The sequence below is a fragment of the Priestia sp. FSL W8-0524 genome, assembly GCF_038005965.1.
Classification (GTDB): Bacteria; Bacillota; Bacilli; order Bacillales; family Bacillaceae_H; genus Priestia; species Priestia zanthoxyli.
The window spans coordinates 4,326,874-4,342,918 of sequence record NZ_JBBOUG010000001.1 but is presented as its reverse complement, the minus strand read 5'-3'; the positions used below and the strand labels follow the sequence as shown (position 1 = coordinate 4,342,918).

Sequence of the window (16,045 nt, the reverse complement as noted above, 5' to 3'; positions counted from 1 at the left end):
CAATAAGAGGACACTATATAATAGCAGATCTTCATTCTGTTATGCTCATCAACAACATATACATAAAACGTTTTAGTATCTATTCAAGAAAATGTATGGTAAAATGCAATACAAATCTTTTCATAGCGCTTTTACTATGTGATAAAGAGGGGCATTTACCTACAAATAGATGAGTTGTTCATGTTGTTGGGCTATAGCGCGGATAGAAATCAGCTTCGAGCACTTTAGTAAATACTACAAGGGGTGAAAATTATGTTTAAATTTAACGATGAAAAAGGGCAGTTAAAATGCTCATTTTGTGGTAAAACACAAGAACAAGTACGCAAGTTAGTTGCGGGTCCAGGTGTTTACATATGCGATGAATGTATTGAACTTTGCACGGAAATCGTAGAAGAAGAGTTAGGTACAGAAGAAGAAGTAGAATTTAAAGATGTACCAAAACCAAAAGAAATTCGTGACATTTTAGATGAGTATGTAATTGGTCAAGAGGATGCCAAAAAATCGTTATCTGTTGCAGTATACAACCATTACAAACGAATCAATTCAAACAGTAAAATTGATGACGTTGAGTTATCAAAAAGTAATATTGCATTAATTGGACCTACAGGAAGCGGTAAAACTTTACTAGCTCAAACATTGGCTCGTATTTTAAACGTACCGTTTGCGATTGCAGATGCAACATCTCTAACAGAAGCGGGTTATGTAGGAGAAGATGTTGAAAACATCTTATTAAAATTAATTCAATCAGCTGATTACGATGTGGAGAAAGCTGAAAAAGGTATCATCTACATTGATGAAATTGATAAAGTAGCGCGTAAGTCTGAAAACCCATCTATTACACGTGATGTATCAGGTGAAGGTGTGCAGCAGGCTCTTCTTAAAATCTTAGAAGGTACTGTAGCAAGTGTTCCTCCTCAAGGTGGACGCAAACACCCTCATCAAGAATTTATTCAAATTGATACAACAAATATCTTATTTATTTGCGGTGGTGCGTTTGACGGAATCGAACCTATTATTAAGCGCCGTCTAGGTAAAAAAGTAATTGGTTTCGGTTCAGAAACAAAACAACAAGACTTTACAGAAAAAGAGTTACTAGCAAAAGTATTACCGGAAGATTTATTAAAATTTGGTTTAATTCCAGAGTTTATTGGTCGTTTACCGGTTACTGCTAGCTTAGTCCCTCTTGATGAAGAAGCGCTAGTTGAGATTTTAACAAAACCGAAAAATGCACTAGTGAAACAATATCAAAAAATGCTTGAACTTGATGACGTTGAACTTGAGTTCGAAGACGAGGCTTTAGTAGAAATTTCTAAAAAAGCAATCGAGCGTAAAACAGGTGCTCGTGGTCTACGTTCAATCATTGAAGGTATTATGTTAGATGTAATGTTTGATCTTCCTTCACGTGATGATATTACAAAATGTATTATCACAGGTGAAACAGTTCGTGATCAAGCGGCTCCTAAGTTCGTATTAGAAGACGGATCTACTATTCAAGAAGGCAGCAAAACATCAGCATAAAAAAAGCCGGGTACTCAGTTTGAGTACCCGGCTTTTTTCTGTTGATGAAGGACAACTAAATTTTACTTTTTACTAGAATCTTGTTTATTCCTACTGCTGCAGGGAGATAATAACTGATAATTATCTTACTAAACTGCGCAGGAGGTTTATCTATGAACTGGACGAATATTGCCTTAATGGTCCAACTCTTTTTTGGTATCATCATTGGCTTATATTTTTGGAATTTATTACGCAATCAGCGTACGCAAAAAGTCTCAATTGACCGGGATTCAAAGAAAGAAATGGAGCAACTGCAGAAGATGAGAGCCATCTCTTTAACTGAGCCGCTTGCCGAACGTGTGAGGCCGTCTAGCTTCTCCGATATTGTCGGACAAGAAGATGGAATTCGGTCACTAAAGGCTGCCCTTTGCGGTCCTAATCCACAGCACGTTATTGTATACGGGCCGCCTGGAGTAGGAAAAACAGCAGCAGCACGTTTAGTGTTAGAAGAAGCAAAGAAAAATAAAAAATCACCTTTTAAACAAGCAGCTGTATTTGTAGAGTTAGATGCAACTACGGCGCGTTTTGATGAGCGAGGCATTGCAGATCCTTTAATTGGATCAGTGCATGACCCCATTTACCAAGGCGCAGGCGCTATGGGCCAAGCTGGAATTCCGCAGCCAAAACAAGGAGCAGTTACAGATGCACACGGGGGAATTTTATTTATTGATGAAATTGGAGAACTCCATCCTATTCAGATGAATAAGCTGTTAAAGGTTCTAGAAGATCGAAAAGTGTTTATGGAAAGCGCCTATTACAGCGAAGAAAATACACAAATTCCAACACATATTCACGATATTTTTCAAAATGGTTTACCAGCCGACTTTCGCTTGATTGGTGCGACGACTAGAACGCCTAATGAAATTCCGCCTGCCATTCGTTCCAGATGCGTAGAGGTATTTTTCCGTGAGCTTGATCGCGACGAAATTATTACAGTTGCAAAAAAAGCAGCAAATAAAGTCAGAATGGATATATCAGAAGAAGGTTTATCTCTGTTTTCTACATATGCACGCAATGGACGTGAAACGGTTAATATGATGCAAATTGCGGCTGGACTAGCGATATCAGAGGAACGAACGGACATTAAAAATGAAGATATTGAATGGATTGTTCATTCTAGTCAACTATCTCCAAGACACGATCCGAAAATTGCAGATGAGGAAAAAGTGGGGCTTATTAATGGATTAGCCGTGTACGGGCCCAACTCTGGAGCACTTTTAGAAATTGAGGTCAAAGCGATTCCTGCAAAAGAGAAAGGGAACATTATTATTACGGGTATCGTTGAAGAGGAAAGTATAGGGACTCAAGGGAAGTCTATTCGTCGTAAAAGTATGGCTAAAAGCTCAATTGAAAATGTCATAACGGTTCTTCGCTCAATGGATGTGCCAGCCGATGAGTATGATATCCACGTGAATTTTCCGGGAGGTGTGCCAATCGATGGACCTTCTGCTGGTATTGCTATGGCAACAGGGATCTACTCAGCAATTTATGAAGTCCCAATCAAACACACGGTAGCAATGACAGGAGAAATTGGTCTGCACGGCAACGTAAAGCCAATTGGCGGCGTAATTCCAAAAATCAAGGCAGCAAAACAAGCAGGCGTTCAGACGGTGATTGTGCCAAAAGAAAATATGAATGCAATGGTAGAAAAGGTAAAAGGTATCGATATTATTCCTGTCCATCATTTAACAGAGGTGTTTGAACAAGCACTATTGTCTGTACATGAGCATGTTGCACATTTGTCGGTAGATCCAGCTATTCCAAATAGAGAATCTAGCTAATTCTATCATGATAATTAAAAATTAATGGTCAGATGAATATTCATCGCCTTTTTCGCGTATAAAACCTTTATACACAGCCAACGAAAAAGGCGTTTTTTTATGAAAAGAGCTTAAAAAGATATATTTTGCCTTTTAATTCTTTCTCATGATACAATTAGTAATTACTATTGTTAGACAATGTGTATACAAATGAGATAAAATTGTTAAAAGAATTCACACTTTACATACTTTAATTGACGAGCATTGGAGGTGTTCATTGCATGGCAGAAAAAGAAAAATTGACAATGCCGCTACTGCCTTTACGAGGTTTGATCGTCTATCCGACAATGGTGCTTCATTTAGATGTTGGGCGAGACAAATCTGTGCAAGCATTAGAAAAAGCAATGATGGATGATCACTTAGTTTGTTTAGTATCACAAAAAGATATGGGTATCGATGAACCAACAAAAGAGGATTTATATAGAACCGGTACGTTGGCAAAAATTAAACAAATGCTAAAGCTGCCGAATGGAACGATGCGCGTCTTAGTAGAAGGACTAAATCGCGTAACCGTTACAGAATTTGAAGACAGCGAAGAATATTTTGTTGTACACGTGGAAAAGCAAAGTGAAGAACATCAGGTTGATGTAGAAGATAAAGCGCTGATGCGCACGCTTTTAGACTATTTCGAACAATACATAAAACTTTCCAAAAAGGTGTCCGTTGAAACTCTTTCAACCGTAAGTGACATTGAAGAACCAGGAAGATTAGCAGATATTGTAGCCTCTCATTTACCAATAAAAATTCAGCTTAAACAAGAAATTTTAGAAACAACTGATGTGAAAGAAAGATTAAATACGATCATTTCTCATATTCAAGATGAGCAAGAAGTTTTGCAGCTGGAGAAAAAAATTGGACAGCGTGTAAAGAAATCAATGGAACGCACTCAGAAAGAGTATTATCTTCGTGAGCAAATGAAGGCGATTCAAAAAGAGCTTGGAGACAAAGAAGGAAAGACAGGAGAAGTAGCAACGCTTCGCGAAAAAATTGAAGCAAGTGGGATGACGGACCATGTCAAACAAGTGGCGTTTAAAGAATTGGATCGCTATGAAAAAATTCCTGCTACCTCCGCTGAAAGCTCAGTCATTCGAAATTATATCGAGTGGTTGATTGCGCTACCTTGGACAAACGAAACGGAAGATACGCTCAATATTCATAATGCTGAACAAGTGCTGAACGATGAGCACTATGGCCTTGAAAAAGTGAAGGAACGCGTATTAGAATATCTAGCCGTGCAGCAGTTGACAAAATCTCTTAAAGGCCCTATTTTATGTTTAGCAGGACCTCCTGGCGTAGGGAAAACATCCCTAGCCCGCTCAATTGCTACGTCTCTAGATCGTCATTTTGTACGAGTATCTCTAGGCGGTGTGAGAGATGAGTCAGAAATCCGCGGTCATCGTCGCACGTACGTGGGAGCTATGCCTGGACGCATTATTCAAGGAATGAAAAAAGCAGGAACGATTAACCCTGTATTTCTGCTTGATGAAATCGATAAAATGTCAAATGATTTCCGAGGAGACCCGTCTTCTGCTTTGTTAGAAGTATTGGATCCTGAACAAAATCATAATTTCAGCGATCACTATATAGAAGAAACGTATGATTTATCAAAAGTGATGTTCGTGGCTACAGCTAATAACTTAGCTACGATTCCGGGGCCGCTGCGCGATCGAATGGAAATTATTCAAATTGCTGGTTACACGGAGCTGGAAAAGCTTGAAATCGCGAAGCGTCACCTATTGCTGCGCCAGCTAGAAAATCACGGATTGCAAAAGGGCAATTTGCAGATTCGCGATGACGCCTTAACAGCAATCATACGTTTATATACGAGAGAAGCTGGTGTTCGTAACCTTGAACGCGAAATTGCTTCCATTTGTCGAAAAGCAGCTCGTATCGTAGTCTCTGGTGAGAAAAAGCGCGTGGTGGTGACGGCCAAAACGCTTGAAGAATTCCTTGGTAAGCCTAGGTTCCGCTACGGACAGGCTGAGACGGAAGATCAAGTTGGCGTTGCTACAGGTCTTGCTTACACAACTGTAGGAGGAGACACGCTGGCCATTGAAGTAAGCTTATCCCCTGGTAAAGGAAGACTAGTGCTAACCGGAAAGCTTGGAGACGTGATGAAAGAATCAGCTCAGGCGGCATTTAGCTACGTGCGTTCAAATGCAGAGAAACTAGGAATTGATGAGAAGTTTTATGAAAAACATGATATTCATATCCATGTTCCAGAAGGAGCTGTACCAAAGGATGGACCTTCTGCAGGAATTACCATTGCCACTGCTCTAGTATCAGCACTAACGGGTAAACCAGTGCGTAGAGAAGTAGGAATGACAGGAGAAATTACACTAAGAGGTCGCGTATTACCAATCGGTGGTTTAAAAGAAAAGTCACTTAGTGCACACCGTGCCGGATTAACTAAAATATTAATCCCTCACGATAATGAACGTGATATTGAAGATATCCCTGACAGTGTACAAGAGGAATTAGACATCGTTCTTGTGTCACATGTGGACCAAGTATTGGAACATGCGCTAGTAGGAGAGGTAAAATGAAAGTAACTCAAGCCGATATTGTTATCAGTGCCGTACGCCCTGAACAATATCCTAAAGAAAACCTGCCAGAATTTGCGTTAGCAGGCCGTTCAAATGTAGGAAAATCATCTTTTATTAATAAGATGCTCAATCGCAAAAGCTTAGCGCGTACGTCGTCTAAGCCTGGAAAAACTCAAACGCTTAACTTCTTTTTAATTAATGAAATCCTTCACTTTGTAGACGTACCTGGCTACGGATTTGCAAAAGTGTCTAAAAAAGAGCGTGAAGCATGGGGGAAAATGATTGAAACGTATTTAACAAATCGTGAGCAGCTTAAAGCTGTGTTAATGATTGTTGATCTACGCCATGCTCCTTCAAAGGATGACGTTATGATGTATGAGTTTTTGAAGCACCATGACCTTCCCGTTATGGTTATTGCGACGAAAGCCGATAAAATTCCTAAAGGAAAATGGCAGAAGCACTTAAAAGTAGTGAGAGAAACGCTGGATTTAGATCCAAATGATGAATTAATTCATTTCTCATCTGAAACAGGTGAAGGAAAAGATAAAGCGTGGAAATCTTTGCAGTATCGCATGACTCACTAAACAAAGGAATAGAAGCTAAAAAAATGGAACGTTTATCATCACTCTACCAGGAAGTGAGTCAAACGTTCCATTTTTTTAACTTGTTTACATAGATTACTTTCGTTTGAAAAATAATAAATATAGCCCAACTAGTAACAATAAAATAGGCCAGAAGGTTGTTAAATAATTTACGCCGTCTTCAACTTTTGGCAAAAATAGTTTAAGACGGTCTGAAAACATCATTAAAATGGCAATAATTAAAAGGGTGCCGCCTTGGAAAAAGCCCGATTTGGCTTTTCTAGCACTGAGTAAAAAGCTAATGGCCACCATAAAAACGACCATGCTAATATTCGTAGGCCAAAAGGGAATTTGTTCACTTACATAGAAATGAATACCTAAAGTGATTAATATGTAACTTGCAAGCAAGTTTGAATGATCTTGAGATAAAGCAGACTCAGTTAACAGTGCCGCTCCTATTAAAATTAACAGTACAGGCCACGTGTATACCTTTGCTGCAATGCTCATATGTAGTTCATTCAGTAAGAAAAAGATTCCAAATCCAACTAGTAAGACACCAAAAAACATTGATTGCTTTTTCATAGTAACCTCCAGGTGTTTCAAAACAGAAAACGTGATAAAACGCTGCTTTTTTGATACAATTTATTACGGAATAACAGTTAATATCTTAACACATGTTTTCAAAGACTGTTCACATTTTTTTTTCGAATGACTTATAGAACATGTTATAATAGTTAGAGATAAGGCGAAGATTACATCTGTGTAATGTCCGCCGGTTTTTACGAATAGTAGAATGAAGAACGCCGGATTTTACGGGCAGTTATCTCACTGTAGCTCTTTGGAAATTTAGGGGTTACTGCCCGTCAAATTCGGATAAATAAGCACATTTCAATTATAGGGGGTATGTACAAATGCATATTATAGCAGTCGGCTTAAACTTTCGAACAGCCCCTGTTGAAATAAGAGAAAAGCTTAGTTTTAATGAGCAAGAACTAGCATCTGCCATGAAAACGTTAAGCGGCCAAAAAAGCATTTTGGAGAACATCATTGTTTCAACATGCAATCGTACGGAAATTTATGCTGTTGTTGATCAATTACACACGGGCCGTTATTATGTAAAAGCATTTTTAGCTGAATGGTTCGGAATAGATAAAGAAGAGTTTTCGCCTTATTTAACCATCTATGAAAATGATGGAGCCATCGAACACTTATACCGAGTAGCATGTGGATTAGATTCAATGGTGATTGGTGAAACACAAATTCTTGGACAAGTGCGTTCAAGCTTTTTGCTTGCTCAAGAAGAAGAAACAATTGGAACGGTTTTTAATCAGCTGTTTAAACAAGCTGTGACATTAGCCAAAAAAGCTCATCATGAAACAGAAATTGGTGCGAATGCAGTTTCTGTCAGCTACGCAGCCGTAGAGCTTGCTAAAAAGATTTTTGGAGACTTATCATCTAAACACGTATTGATTCTTGGTGCGGGAAAAATGGGTCAGCTGGCCGTGCAGAATTTATATGGCAGCGGAGCTAAAAAAGTAACGGTAGTGAATCGAACATTTGAAAAGGCACAGGAGCTAGCAAACCGTTTTTCTGGAGAAGCCAAACCATTTGCTGATCTTCAACATGCTTTAAGCGAAGCAGATATTTTAATTAGTTCAACAGGAGCTAATGACTATGTAGTAACGAAACGAATGATGAGTGAAGCAGAGCGTACGCGTAAAGGTCGTCCATTGTTTATGGTAGACATCGCCGTTCCGCGTGACTTAGATCCAGAACTAGATGAGCTAGAGACGGTCTTTTTATACGATATCGACGATTTAAACGGGATTGTAGAATCTAATTTGCAAGAGCGTCAAAAAGCTGCGGATGAAATTGAAATTATGCTTGAAGCTGAAATTGTTGCTTTCAAGTCTTGGCTTGGTACATTAGGCGTTGTACCTGTTATTTCTGCACTTCGTCAAAAAGCACTTACCATTCAAGCTGAAACGATGAAAAGCATTGATCGAAAGCTCCCAGATTTATCTGAGCGTGAGCGCAAAGTGTTAAATAAACATACAAAAAGTATAATTAATCAACTTCTTCGCGATCCAATTTTACACGCGAAAGAATTGGCTGGAGAGAAACATGCTGAAGAGTCTTTAGAGCTGTTCATGAAGATTTTTAATATTGAACAGGAAGTTGCTTTGCAAAAAGAAAAAGAAGAGCAGCTTCATACATCGATTACGTCTCATTCAGTAGCTTATCAGTCTTAAGTGAGGATTGAATAATGGTTGATATGGAATTAACCAGAATCTATGAATTGATTGTGATTTTATACGCGGTGAGCGTTTTATTATATTTTATTGATTTTGTACAAAATAACCGGAAGGCAAACTCGATAGCCTTCTGGTTACTTTCTATTGTATGGGTTTTGCAAACAGCCTTTTTAATTTTACGAATGTTTGAGACGGGAAGGTTTCCTATTCTTACTGTTTCTGAAGGGCTGTATTTTTACGCGTGGGTGTTAATTACTCTTTCACTTGTGATTAATCGCCTGTTCCGCGTTGATTTTATGGTGTTTTTTACAAATGTGATTGGTTTCTTAATTATGGCTATTCATACGTTTGCTCCACTTGAAACATACACGGCTGTCCAGTCGGAGCGCCTTGTGTCAGAATTATTAATCATCCATATTACTATGGCTATTTTATCTTACGGCGCTTTTTCAGTTTCTTTTGTTTTTTCTGCTCTGTATCTTGTTCAGTATAATTTATTGAAAAAGAAGAAATGGGGCAAGCGCTTGCTAAGAATTGAAGATTTAACAAAGCTAGATTACATGTCCTATGTATTAATTTTAATTGGTGTACCGCTGTTATTGCTTTCGTTAATCTTAGGAATCATATGGGCTTATATTAAATACGTAGATTTTCATTGGTACGATACAAAAGTGTTAGGTTCATTTTTAATGTTTGTTGCATACAGCGCTTACTTGTATGCTAGACTGCGTAGAGGTATTCAAGGAAAGGCAATCGCGATGTGGAATATTGGATTGTTCTTAGTCTTACTTATTAATTTCTTTTTATTTGGCAGTTTATCGAATTTTCACTTTTGGGGTTCGTAATTAGGAGGACAACATGCGAAAAATTATTGTCGGCTCTCGTCGAAGCAAACTTGCGTTAACACAGACCAAGTGGGTCATTGAACAGTTAAAAAAACAAGGTCTTCCTTTTGAGTTTGAAATTAAAGAAATGGTGACAAAAGGGGACAAAATTTTAAATGTAACGCTGTCCAAAGTAGGCGGTAAAGGTCTTTTTGTAAAAGAAATTGAACAAGCCATGTTAGATAAAGAAATTGATATGGCCGTTCATAGTATGAAAGATATGCCGGCTGTTTTGCCAGAAGGATTAACGATTGGATGTATTCCTTTACGAGAAGATCACCGTGATGCGCTTATTTCAAAAAATGGTGAGCGATTTGAGGAGCTGCCAAGCGGTGCTGTGATTGGGACAAGCAGCTTGCGTCGAGGGGCACAGCTTCTATCTATGCGTTCAGATATCGAAATTAAATGGATTCGAGGAAATATCGATACACGCCTAGAGAAATTAAAAAATGAAGATTACGATGCGATTATCTTGGCCGCTGCAGGACTATCTCGTATGGGCTGGTCGAGAGATACGGTCACTCAGTACCTAGAGCCGGAAATAAGTGTTCCTGCTGTAGGACAAGGAGCTTTAGCTATCGAATGCCGAGAAAATGACGATGAATTATTATCGCTTCTTCAAACTCTAAATCATGATGAAACGGCTCGTGCTGTTAGAGCTGAACGCGTATTTTTAAAAGAGATGGAAGGCGGATGCCAAGTGCCGATTGCGGGATATGGGCGTATAGTAGACGGTGGAAATATTGAGCTAACGTCGCTAGTCGCATCTCCTGATGGCAAAACGATTTATAAAGAGCACATTACGGGAAAAGACCCCGTTGCTATCGGTTCAGAAGCTGCTAGTCGCTTAACATCTCAAGGAGCTAAGCTTTTAATTGACCGCGTAAAAGAGGAGCTGGACAAATAATGAGTCATGAGGCTCCTCTTTTTTTGAAAAAAGTTTTGATTACAAGAGAAGCGAAGCAGGCTCATTCATTTGCAACACAGATTAAAAAGCTTGGAGGCATACCTTTAAGCTTACCAGTCCTCACGTTTGCACGTTCTAACAATGAAAAAGAAGTGGAAGATGTCCTGCTGTCGATTGACTGTTTTGATTGGATTGTTTTTACAAGTCAAAACGGCATTTCTTTTTTCTTTGAATGGCTAAAAGAGTTAAATATCAGTCGGAGTGCTTTAAAAAGATTAAAAGTGGCTGCGGTTGGAGAAAAAACCGCAAAATTGCTGGAAAAATACGATGTTAACGTGCAACTTGTTCCAAAAGAATACGTTGCCGAATCACTTCTTGAGTCGTTAAAAGCAAATGTGTTACATCACGAGCGAGTTCTCCTTGTACGAGGACAATTAGCCCGCTCTGTTTTAAAAGATGGGTTAAAAGAGTGTGAGGTAACGGATTTAGTTGTATATCAGACCATTCGAAATCAAGGCTCTGAACGCTTGGTTAAGCAACATTTAGAAACAGGAATTGATGCCATTACTTTTACAAGTTCTTCTACAGTGAGATTTTTTGTCGAGTCAGTAAAAGATATTCCGAATTGGCTTGAGCTTATAAATGAAACCAAAGTTGTTTGCATCGGTCCTATTACGAGTCAGACAGCGAGCGAATATGGAATTAAGCATCTTGTTCCTAACACATACACAATAAATGGTATGATAGATATGTTGGTTAGTTGTTTTGAATAATAAAGGAGGATTTTAACATGAAAGATTTACAATTTACACGTCATCGTCGTCTTCGTAATTCTGTAAATATGCGTGCGCTTGTACGTGAAACACATTTACATCCGGAAGACTTTATATATCCTATTTTTATTGTAGAAGGTGAACAAAAAAGAAATGCTGTAAAATCAATGCCAGGTGTGGATCAAATTTCTTTAGACTACTTGAATGATGAAATCCAAGAGTTAGTCGATTTAGGAATCAAGTCAGCTATGGTATTTGGTGTTCCCGCTGAAAAAGATGCGGTCGGCTCACAGGCATACCATGACCACGGAATTGTCCAAAAAGGTATTCGTCAAATTAAAGAAAATTTTCCAGATTTTGTTGTTATCGCAGATACATGCTTGTGTCAATACACAGATCATGGCCACTGTGGTGTAATTGAAGACGGAAAAATCTTAAACGATCCTAGCCTTGACTTATTAGCGCGTACAGCGGTTAGTCAAGCTAAAGCAGGAGCGGATATTATTGCGCCTTCAAACATGATGGACGGTTTCGTGGCAGCTATTCGCCACGGTCTAGACGAAGCTGGATTTGAAGATGTGCCGGTGATGTCTTATGCTGTTAAATATGCATCTGCTTTTTACGGACCATTCCGTGATGCAGCGCATTCTTCTCCTCAATTTGGAGACCGTAAAACATATCAAATGGACCCAGCTAATCGCTTAGAGGCACTTCGAGAAGCGGAATCTGATGTCGAAGAAGGAGCAGATTTCTTAATTGTAAAACCAGCTCTATCATATTTAGATATTATGCGCGATGTGAAAAATACGTTTAATTTACCTGTAGTGGCTTATAATGTGAGCGGTGAATATTCAATGATTAAAGCGGCAGCTCAAAACGGCTGGGTAAATGAAAAAGAGATTGTTCTTGAAAAATTAATTAGCATGAAGCGTGCAGGAGCGGATTTAATTGTAACGTATCATGCTAAAGACGCAGCACGCTGGTTATCTGACAAGTAATTAAGGAGGCTTACACATGAGAAGTTATGAAAAGTCAAAAGCAGCTTTTTTAGAAGCGCAGCAACTAATGCCGGGTGGAGTAAACAGTCCTGTTCGTGCATTTAAATCAGTAGATATGGATCCTATTTTTATGGAACGAGGAAAAGGCGCTACGATTTACGATATTGACGGCAACAAATATATTGACTACGTCTTATCATGGGGACCTTTAATTCACGGACATTCCAACGATCAAGTAGTTGAAGCAGTAAAAAAAGTAACGGAATCTGGTACAAGCTTTGGTGCACCAACATTAATTGAAAATGAGCTCGCTAAAGTTGTGATTGAGCGCGTTCCTTCAATCGAAATCGTCCGTATGGTGAGTTCAGGTACGGAAGCAACGATGAGCGCACTGCGTTTAGCGCGTGGCTATACGGGCCGCAACAAAATTTTAAAATTTGAAGGCTGTTACCATGGACACGGTGACTCTCTTCTCATTAAAGCTGGCTCAGGCGTTGCAACGTTAGGCCTACCAGATAGCCCGGGAGTGCCTGAAGGAATCGCTAAAAACACGATTACAGTGCCGTACAATGATTTAGAAAGCGTACAATATGCTTTTAAAGAATTCGGAGATGACATTGCCGGAGTAATCGTTGAACCGGTAGCAGGAAATATGGGTGTGGTACCACCTCAGCCCGGTTTCTTACAAGGGCTTCGTGATATCACATCAGAATATGGCTCACTGCTCATTTTTGATGAAGTAATGACAGGGTTCCGCGTAGCGTACAACTGTGCACAGGGCTACTACAACATTACGCCTGACTTAACTTGCTTAGGAAAAGTAATCGGTGGTGGTTTACCAGTAGGTGCTTACGGTGGTAAAGCTGAAATTATGGAGCGAGTTGCACCAAGCGGCCCGATTTATCAAGCAGGTACATTATCAGGTAATCCGCTTGCGATGACAGCTGGATACGAGACATTAACACAGCTGACACCTCAATCCTACGATGAGTTCATTCGTAAAGCAGATCGCTTAGAAGAAGGATTGATGGCAGCAGCTGAAAAATATGATGTGCCGTTTACCGTAAACCGAGCTGGTTCAATGATCGGTTTCTTCTTCACAAACGAACAGGTCATAAATTACGAAACAGCGAAAACATCGAATTTAGATTATTTTGCAGCTTACTATCGTGAAATGGCTAATGAAGGCGTGTTTTTACCTCCTTCTCAATTCGAAGGAATGTTTTTATCAACTTCTCATACAGATGCAGACATTGAACATACAATTGCAGCAGCTGAAAAAGCTTTTTCAAAGTTGCGTGGATAAACAGCTAAATAGAAATAACTTTTATAAAGAAGCTTACGGAGGATTCCGTAAGCTTTTTTAGTTTTCAAGACATATTTTAATTTATTTGTTCATACATCTTTAATGACCGCGCTATTACCTGGCGGGTGTTGGAAGGGGGAGAACAATTTGTCGCAGGATAATTTATCATGTCTGCGTTTTTCCGTAGAAGAATCAGTATGGTTTCAAAAAGGACAGGAAGTCTCACAACTTTTGTCTATCTCCTTAGAGCCTCAAGTATCTATTCAAGAATATGACCAATATGTGTCTATTCGAGGAGCATTACAATTAACAGGTGAATACGAAACGTACGAGGGAGAGCACTCGTTACGCGAATATACAAATGAGAATCAAGTGCAATCTATCTCTGTCCGTGAAGACGGAACGGCTGAATTATCACATCAATTTCCTGTTGATATTACCATTCCTAAAAATCGTATTCAAAGTATTGAAGATGTATATGTATCTATTGATTTATTTGATTATGAATTACCAGGCACAAATCAGCTGCAGCTAATGGCTGACTTGTCCATCACAGGATTGTACGGGGAACAGCATGAAGAACAAGAACGAGAAGAAGAGGAAGAGTTTGCGGAAGAACAGCACATCGTCTCCTATGAAGAAGCAGACGATGCTGAAGAGGTATATACTGAAAACTTTGCTCAAGAAGAAGAGAAACAAGAGGAGCAAGAGTTTGACGTAAGCTATCGTGAAGCTCCCGCACTTTTAGAGGCAGAGGCTATTGAAGAAGATCATTCAGAAAAGCCTCCTAGTTATTTTTCATCTGTATTTAAAAAAGAATCTCGTGCTGAGCCGGTCGTGGAATATGAAGAGGAAGCATATGAACCATTTGAAGTCGAAGTGAAAAAAGAGGCACCAATCGAGGAAGAAAGAGAAGACAACGTGATTGAGCTCTTTCAGCTTCGTCAAGAGCAAGAAAGCTTCGAAGAATCGCAAGCTAGTGAATTAAATACGTATGCTGACGTTCAACAAGAGGCTGAGCAAGAAAAGGAAAAGATTATTGTTGAATTTCGGAAAGAAGAAAATGAAAGCGGCCGAAATGAAAACGCCCTTTATTTAACAAAGCTCTTTTCGCGGGAAGAAGAAGCTTTTTCAACGTGGAAGCTTTGTATTGTTCAAGACGGAGATTCGCTTGATACGATAGCAAACCGCTATAATACGAATGTACAAAACATTTTACGAGTGAATAATTTAGGAGATGAATATGAGCTGGAAGAAGGAAGCATCTTAAATATTCCCGTTCGTTAAAGTCGGAAAGAAAACAGTTTTGACGCATATAATGTCTTAACTGTTTTCTTTATTTTTTACGAGGAAGGAGAATATAGATGCAGCGGACAGTAGCAGACTACAAAGTATTGTTAAAAGAATATGACTTAGATGTTGACTTTATCGAAGACTACGGAAAAGTAAAAAAAGTCTATACAAAAACTGGCGTATTTGCGCTTAAAGAAATGGCGAATCATCAAGAGCGAAATCAGAACTTCATTCAAAAGTTGCAGAACGTGTATCAAAAAGGGTGGATGGGCTTTGTCCCTATTTATCAAACGAAGCGTTCTCAGCCCATTGTTTCAGATGAAAGCGGCTCGTATTACTTAATGCCGTGGCTCCCAAATAACCCAACCGAAGAGCGTGATATTCGATATCATAAATTATTTCAAGAGCTTGCTAAGCTTCACGGTGCTTCGGCGCAGGAAGTAGAAGTAAAAAAAGAAGATATAGAAAATCATTATACATCGATGAAAGAAACGTGGGAAAAACGTCAGGAAGAGCTGAAGCAGTACGTAGTAGAATGCGAGAAGAAAGTGTATATGTCCCCGTTTGAGTTGCATTACTGTACATTTTATTATGAAATGACAAGAGCGCTTGAGTTTGGTTTTGGAAAGCTCGATCAGTGGAACGATGAAATGGAAGAAAAGGAAAAGATCCGGCTGGTTACGTCTCATGGAAAGCTATCGGCTAAACATTTTATCTATGACGAACGGGGAAATGGTTTTTTTATTAACTTTGAACATGCAAAAGATGCTTCACCGATTTATGATTTGGTCTCATTTTATTTCCGTACTCTTCGCACGTACCCAGTAACTACCTATGACAGCTATGAGTGGTTTAGTACGTATGAAAAACATTTTGCTCTCAGAGAAGAGGAAAGACTGCTTTTGCACAGTTATTTAGCGTTTCCAGAACCCTTGTATCAGTGTATCGTTCAATATAGGCAGCATAAAGAAAGTAAAACGGAGCTTGAACATATGCAGTCATTTATTCGAGCATACTGGCTGACGAAAAACATTGAACAGCTCAATATTAAAATATTTGAAGTAGATCAGCAAAAAAAAATGGCAGCGGAAGCAGCTGCACAAGCCCAAGCGAACGAATAGCGCT

13 protein-coding genes are annotated in these 16,045 nt (G+C 39.1%); 12 read left to right on the top strand and 1 reads right to left on the bottom strand.

All coding sequences use genetic code 11. From position 1 onward, the window contains the following. Nucleotides 1–252: 252 nt before the first annotated feature. The 4 genes from clpX to yihA all read left to right on the top strand — a co-directional run bounded on the left by clpX (nt 253) and on the right by yihA (nt 6,507). The gene (gene clpX / locus NST66_RS22715; RefSeq protein WP_013059367.1) at nt 253–1,518 is read left to right on the top strand and encodes an ATP-dependent protease ATP-binding subunit ClpX; all 1,266 of its coding nucleotides are present in this window, start codon (nt 253–255) and stop codon (nt 1,516–1,518) included. Nucleotides 1,519–1,670: 152 nt separating this feature from the next. Further along, entirely contained in the window at nt 1,671–3,338 is a 1,668-nt protein-coding gene (lonB, locus tag NST66_RS22710; protein ID WP_028411731.1) for an ATP-dependent protease LonB, read from the top strand. Between the two features lie 260 nt (nt 3,339–3,598). Beyond that, complete coding sequence (lon, locus tag NST66_RS22705) at nt 3,599–5,923, top strand: endopeptidase La (protein ID WP_033579643.1); 2,325 nt, start codon at nt 3,599–3,601, stop codon at nt 5,921–5,923. Then, nucleotides 5,920–6,507, top strand: a complete 588-nt coding sequence (gene yihA / locus NST66_RS22700) for a ribosome biogenesis GTP-binding protein YihA/YsxC (protein WP_013059364.1) — start codon at nt 5,920–5,922, stop codon at nt 6,505–6,507. The genes lon and yihA overlap by 4 nt, the downstream gene beginning before the upstream one ends. Before the next feature lie 93 nt (nt 6,508–6,600). Here yihA and NST66_RS22695 read toward each other — a convergent pair whose 3' ends face one another. Beyond that, complete coding sequence (locus NST66_RS22695; protein ID WP_013059363.1) at nt 6,601–7,086, bottom strand: LiaF transmembrane domain-containing protein; 486 nt, start codon at nt 7,084–7,086, stop codon at nt 6,601–6,603. 329 nt (nt 7,087–7,415) lie between these two features. On the opposite strand from NST66_RS22695, the gene hemA reads away from it, so the two are divergent. The 8 genes from hemA (at nt 7,416) to ysxE (ending at nt 16,041) form a co-directional block, all read left to right on the top strand. Then, nucleotides 7,416–8,756, top strand: a complete 1,341-nt coding sequence (hemA, locus tag NST66_RS22690) for a glutamyl-tRNA reductase (protein WP_033579644.1) — start codon at nt 7,416–7,418, stop codon at nt 8,754–8,756. A 14-nt stretch (nt 8,757–8,770) separates the two neighbouring features. After that, nucleotides 8,771–9,604, top strand: coding sequence for a cytochrome C assembly family protein (locus tag NST66_RS22685; protein WP_013059361.1), 834 nt, complete (start codon nt 8,771–8,773; stop codon nt 9,602–9,604). A 13-nt stretch (nt 9,605–9,617) separates the two neighbouring features. Next, nucleotides 9,618–10,550 (top strand): hydroxymethylbilane synthase, encoded by a 933-nt coding sequence (gene hemC, locus NST66_RS22680; protein WP_028411729.1) that lies wholly within the window; start codon nt 9,618–9,620, stop codon nt 10,548–10,550. After that, the gene (locus tag NST66_RS22675; RefSeq protein ID WP_033579645.1) at nt 10,550–11,323 is read left to right on the top strand and encodes a uroporphyrinogen-III synthase; all 774 of its coding nucleotides are present in this window, start codon (nt 10,550–10,552) and stop codon (nt 11,321–11,323) included. The genes hemC and NST66_RS22675 overlap by 1 nt, the downstream gene beginning before the upstream one ends. Before the next feature lie 17 nt (nt 11,324–11,340). Continuing rightward, a complete protein-coding gene (gene hemB / locus NST66_RS22670; RefSeq protein ID WP_014458109.1) occupies nt 11,341–12,321 on the top strand; it encodes a porphobilinogen synthase in 981 nt (326 codons plus the stop codon). Between the two features lie 16 nt (nt 12,322–12,337). Further along, the gene (gene hemL, locus NST66_RS22665; RefSeq protein ID WP_013059357.1) at nt 12,338–13,627 is read left to right on the top strand and encodes a glutamate-1-semialdehyde 2,1-aminomutase; all 1,290 of its coding nucleotides are present in this window, start codon (nt 12,338–12,340) and stop codon (nt 13,625–13,627) included. A 147-nt stretch (nt 13,628–13,774) separates the two neighbouring features. Then, the gene (spoVID, locus tag NST66_RS22660) at nt 13,775–14,914 is read left to right on the top strand and encodes a stage VI sporulation protein D (RefSeq protein WP_028411727.1); all 1,140 of its coding nucleotides are present in this window, start codon (nt 13,775–13,777) and stop codon (nt 14,912–14,914) included. Between the two features lie 77 nt (nt 14,915–14,991). Next, on the top strand, nt 14,992–16,041 hold the full coding sequence (gene ysxE / locus NST66_RS22655) for a spore coat protein YsxE (protein ID WP_013085128.1): 1,050 nt from the start codon (nt 14,992–14,994) through the stop codon (nt 16,039–16,041). The last annotated feature ends 4 nt before the right edge of the window (nt 16,042–16,045 follow it).

Bases quoted from the DNA above. Each gene is read 5' to 3' on its own strand.
- clpX (WP_013059367.1), top strand. From the start codon at position 253: ATGTTTAAATTTAACGATGAAAAAGGGCAGTTAAAATGCTCATTTTGT.
- ysxE (WP_013085128.1), top strand. From the start codon at position 14,992: ATGCAGCGGACAGTAGCAGACTACAAAGTATTGTTAAAAGAATATGAC.
- hemA (WP_033579644.1), top strand. From the start codon at position 7,416: ATGCATATTATAGCAGTCGGCTTAAACTTTCGAACAGCCCCTGTTGAA.
- NST66_RS22695 (WP_013059363.1), bottom strand. From the start codon at position 7,086: ATGAAAAAGCAATCAATGTTTTTTGGTGTCTTACTAGTTGGATTTGGA.
- lonB (WP_028411731.1), top strand. From the start codon at position 1,671: ATGAACTGGACGAATATTGCCTTAATGGTCCAACTCTTTTTTGGTATC.
- lon (WP_033579643.1), top strand. From the start codon at position 3,599: ATGGCAGAAAAAGAAAAATTGACAATGCCGCTACTGCCTTTACGAGGT.
- hemB (WP_014458109.1), top strand. From the start codon at position 11,341: ATGAAAGATTTACAATTTACACGTCATCGTCGTCTTCGTAATTCTGTA.
- yihA (WP_013059364.1), top strand. From the start codon at position 5,920: ATGAAAGTAACTCAAGCCGATATTGTTATCAGTGCCGTACGCCCTGAA.
- hemL (WP_013059357.1), top strand. From the start codon at position 12,338: ATGAGAAGTTATGAAAAGTCAAAAGCAGCTTTTTTAGAAGCGCAGCAA.
- hemC (WP_028411729.1), top strand. From the start codon at position 9,618: ATGCGAAAAATTATTGTCGGCTCTCGTCGAAGCAAACTTGCGTTAACA.
- NST66_RS22675 (WP_033579645.1), top strand. From the start codon at position 10,550: ATGAGTCATGAGGCTCCTCTTTTTTTGAAAAAAGTTTTGATTACAAGA.
- NST66_RS22685 (WP_013059361.1), top strand. From the start codon at position 8,771: ATGGTTGATATGGAATTAACCAGAATCTATGAATTGATTGTGATTTTA.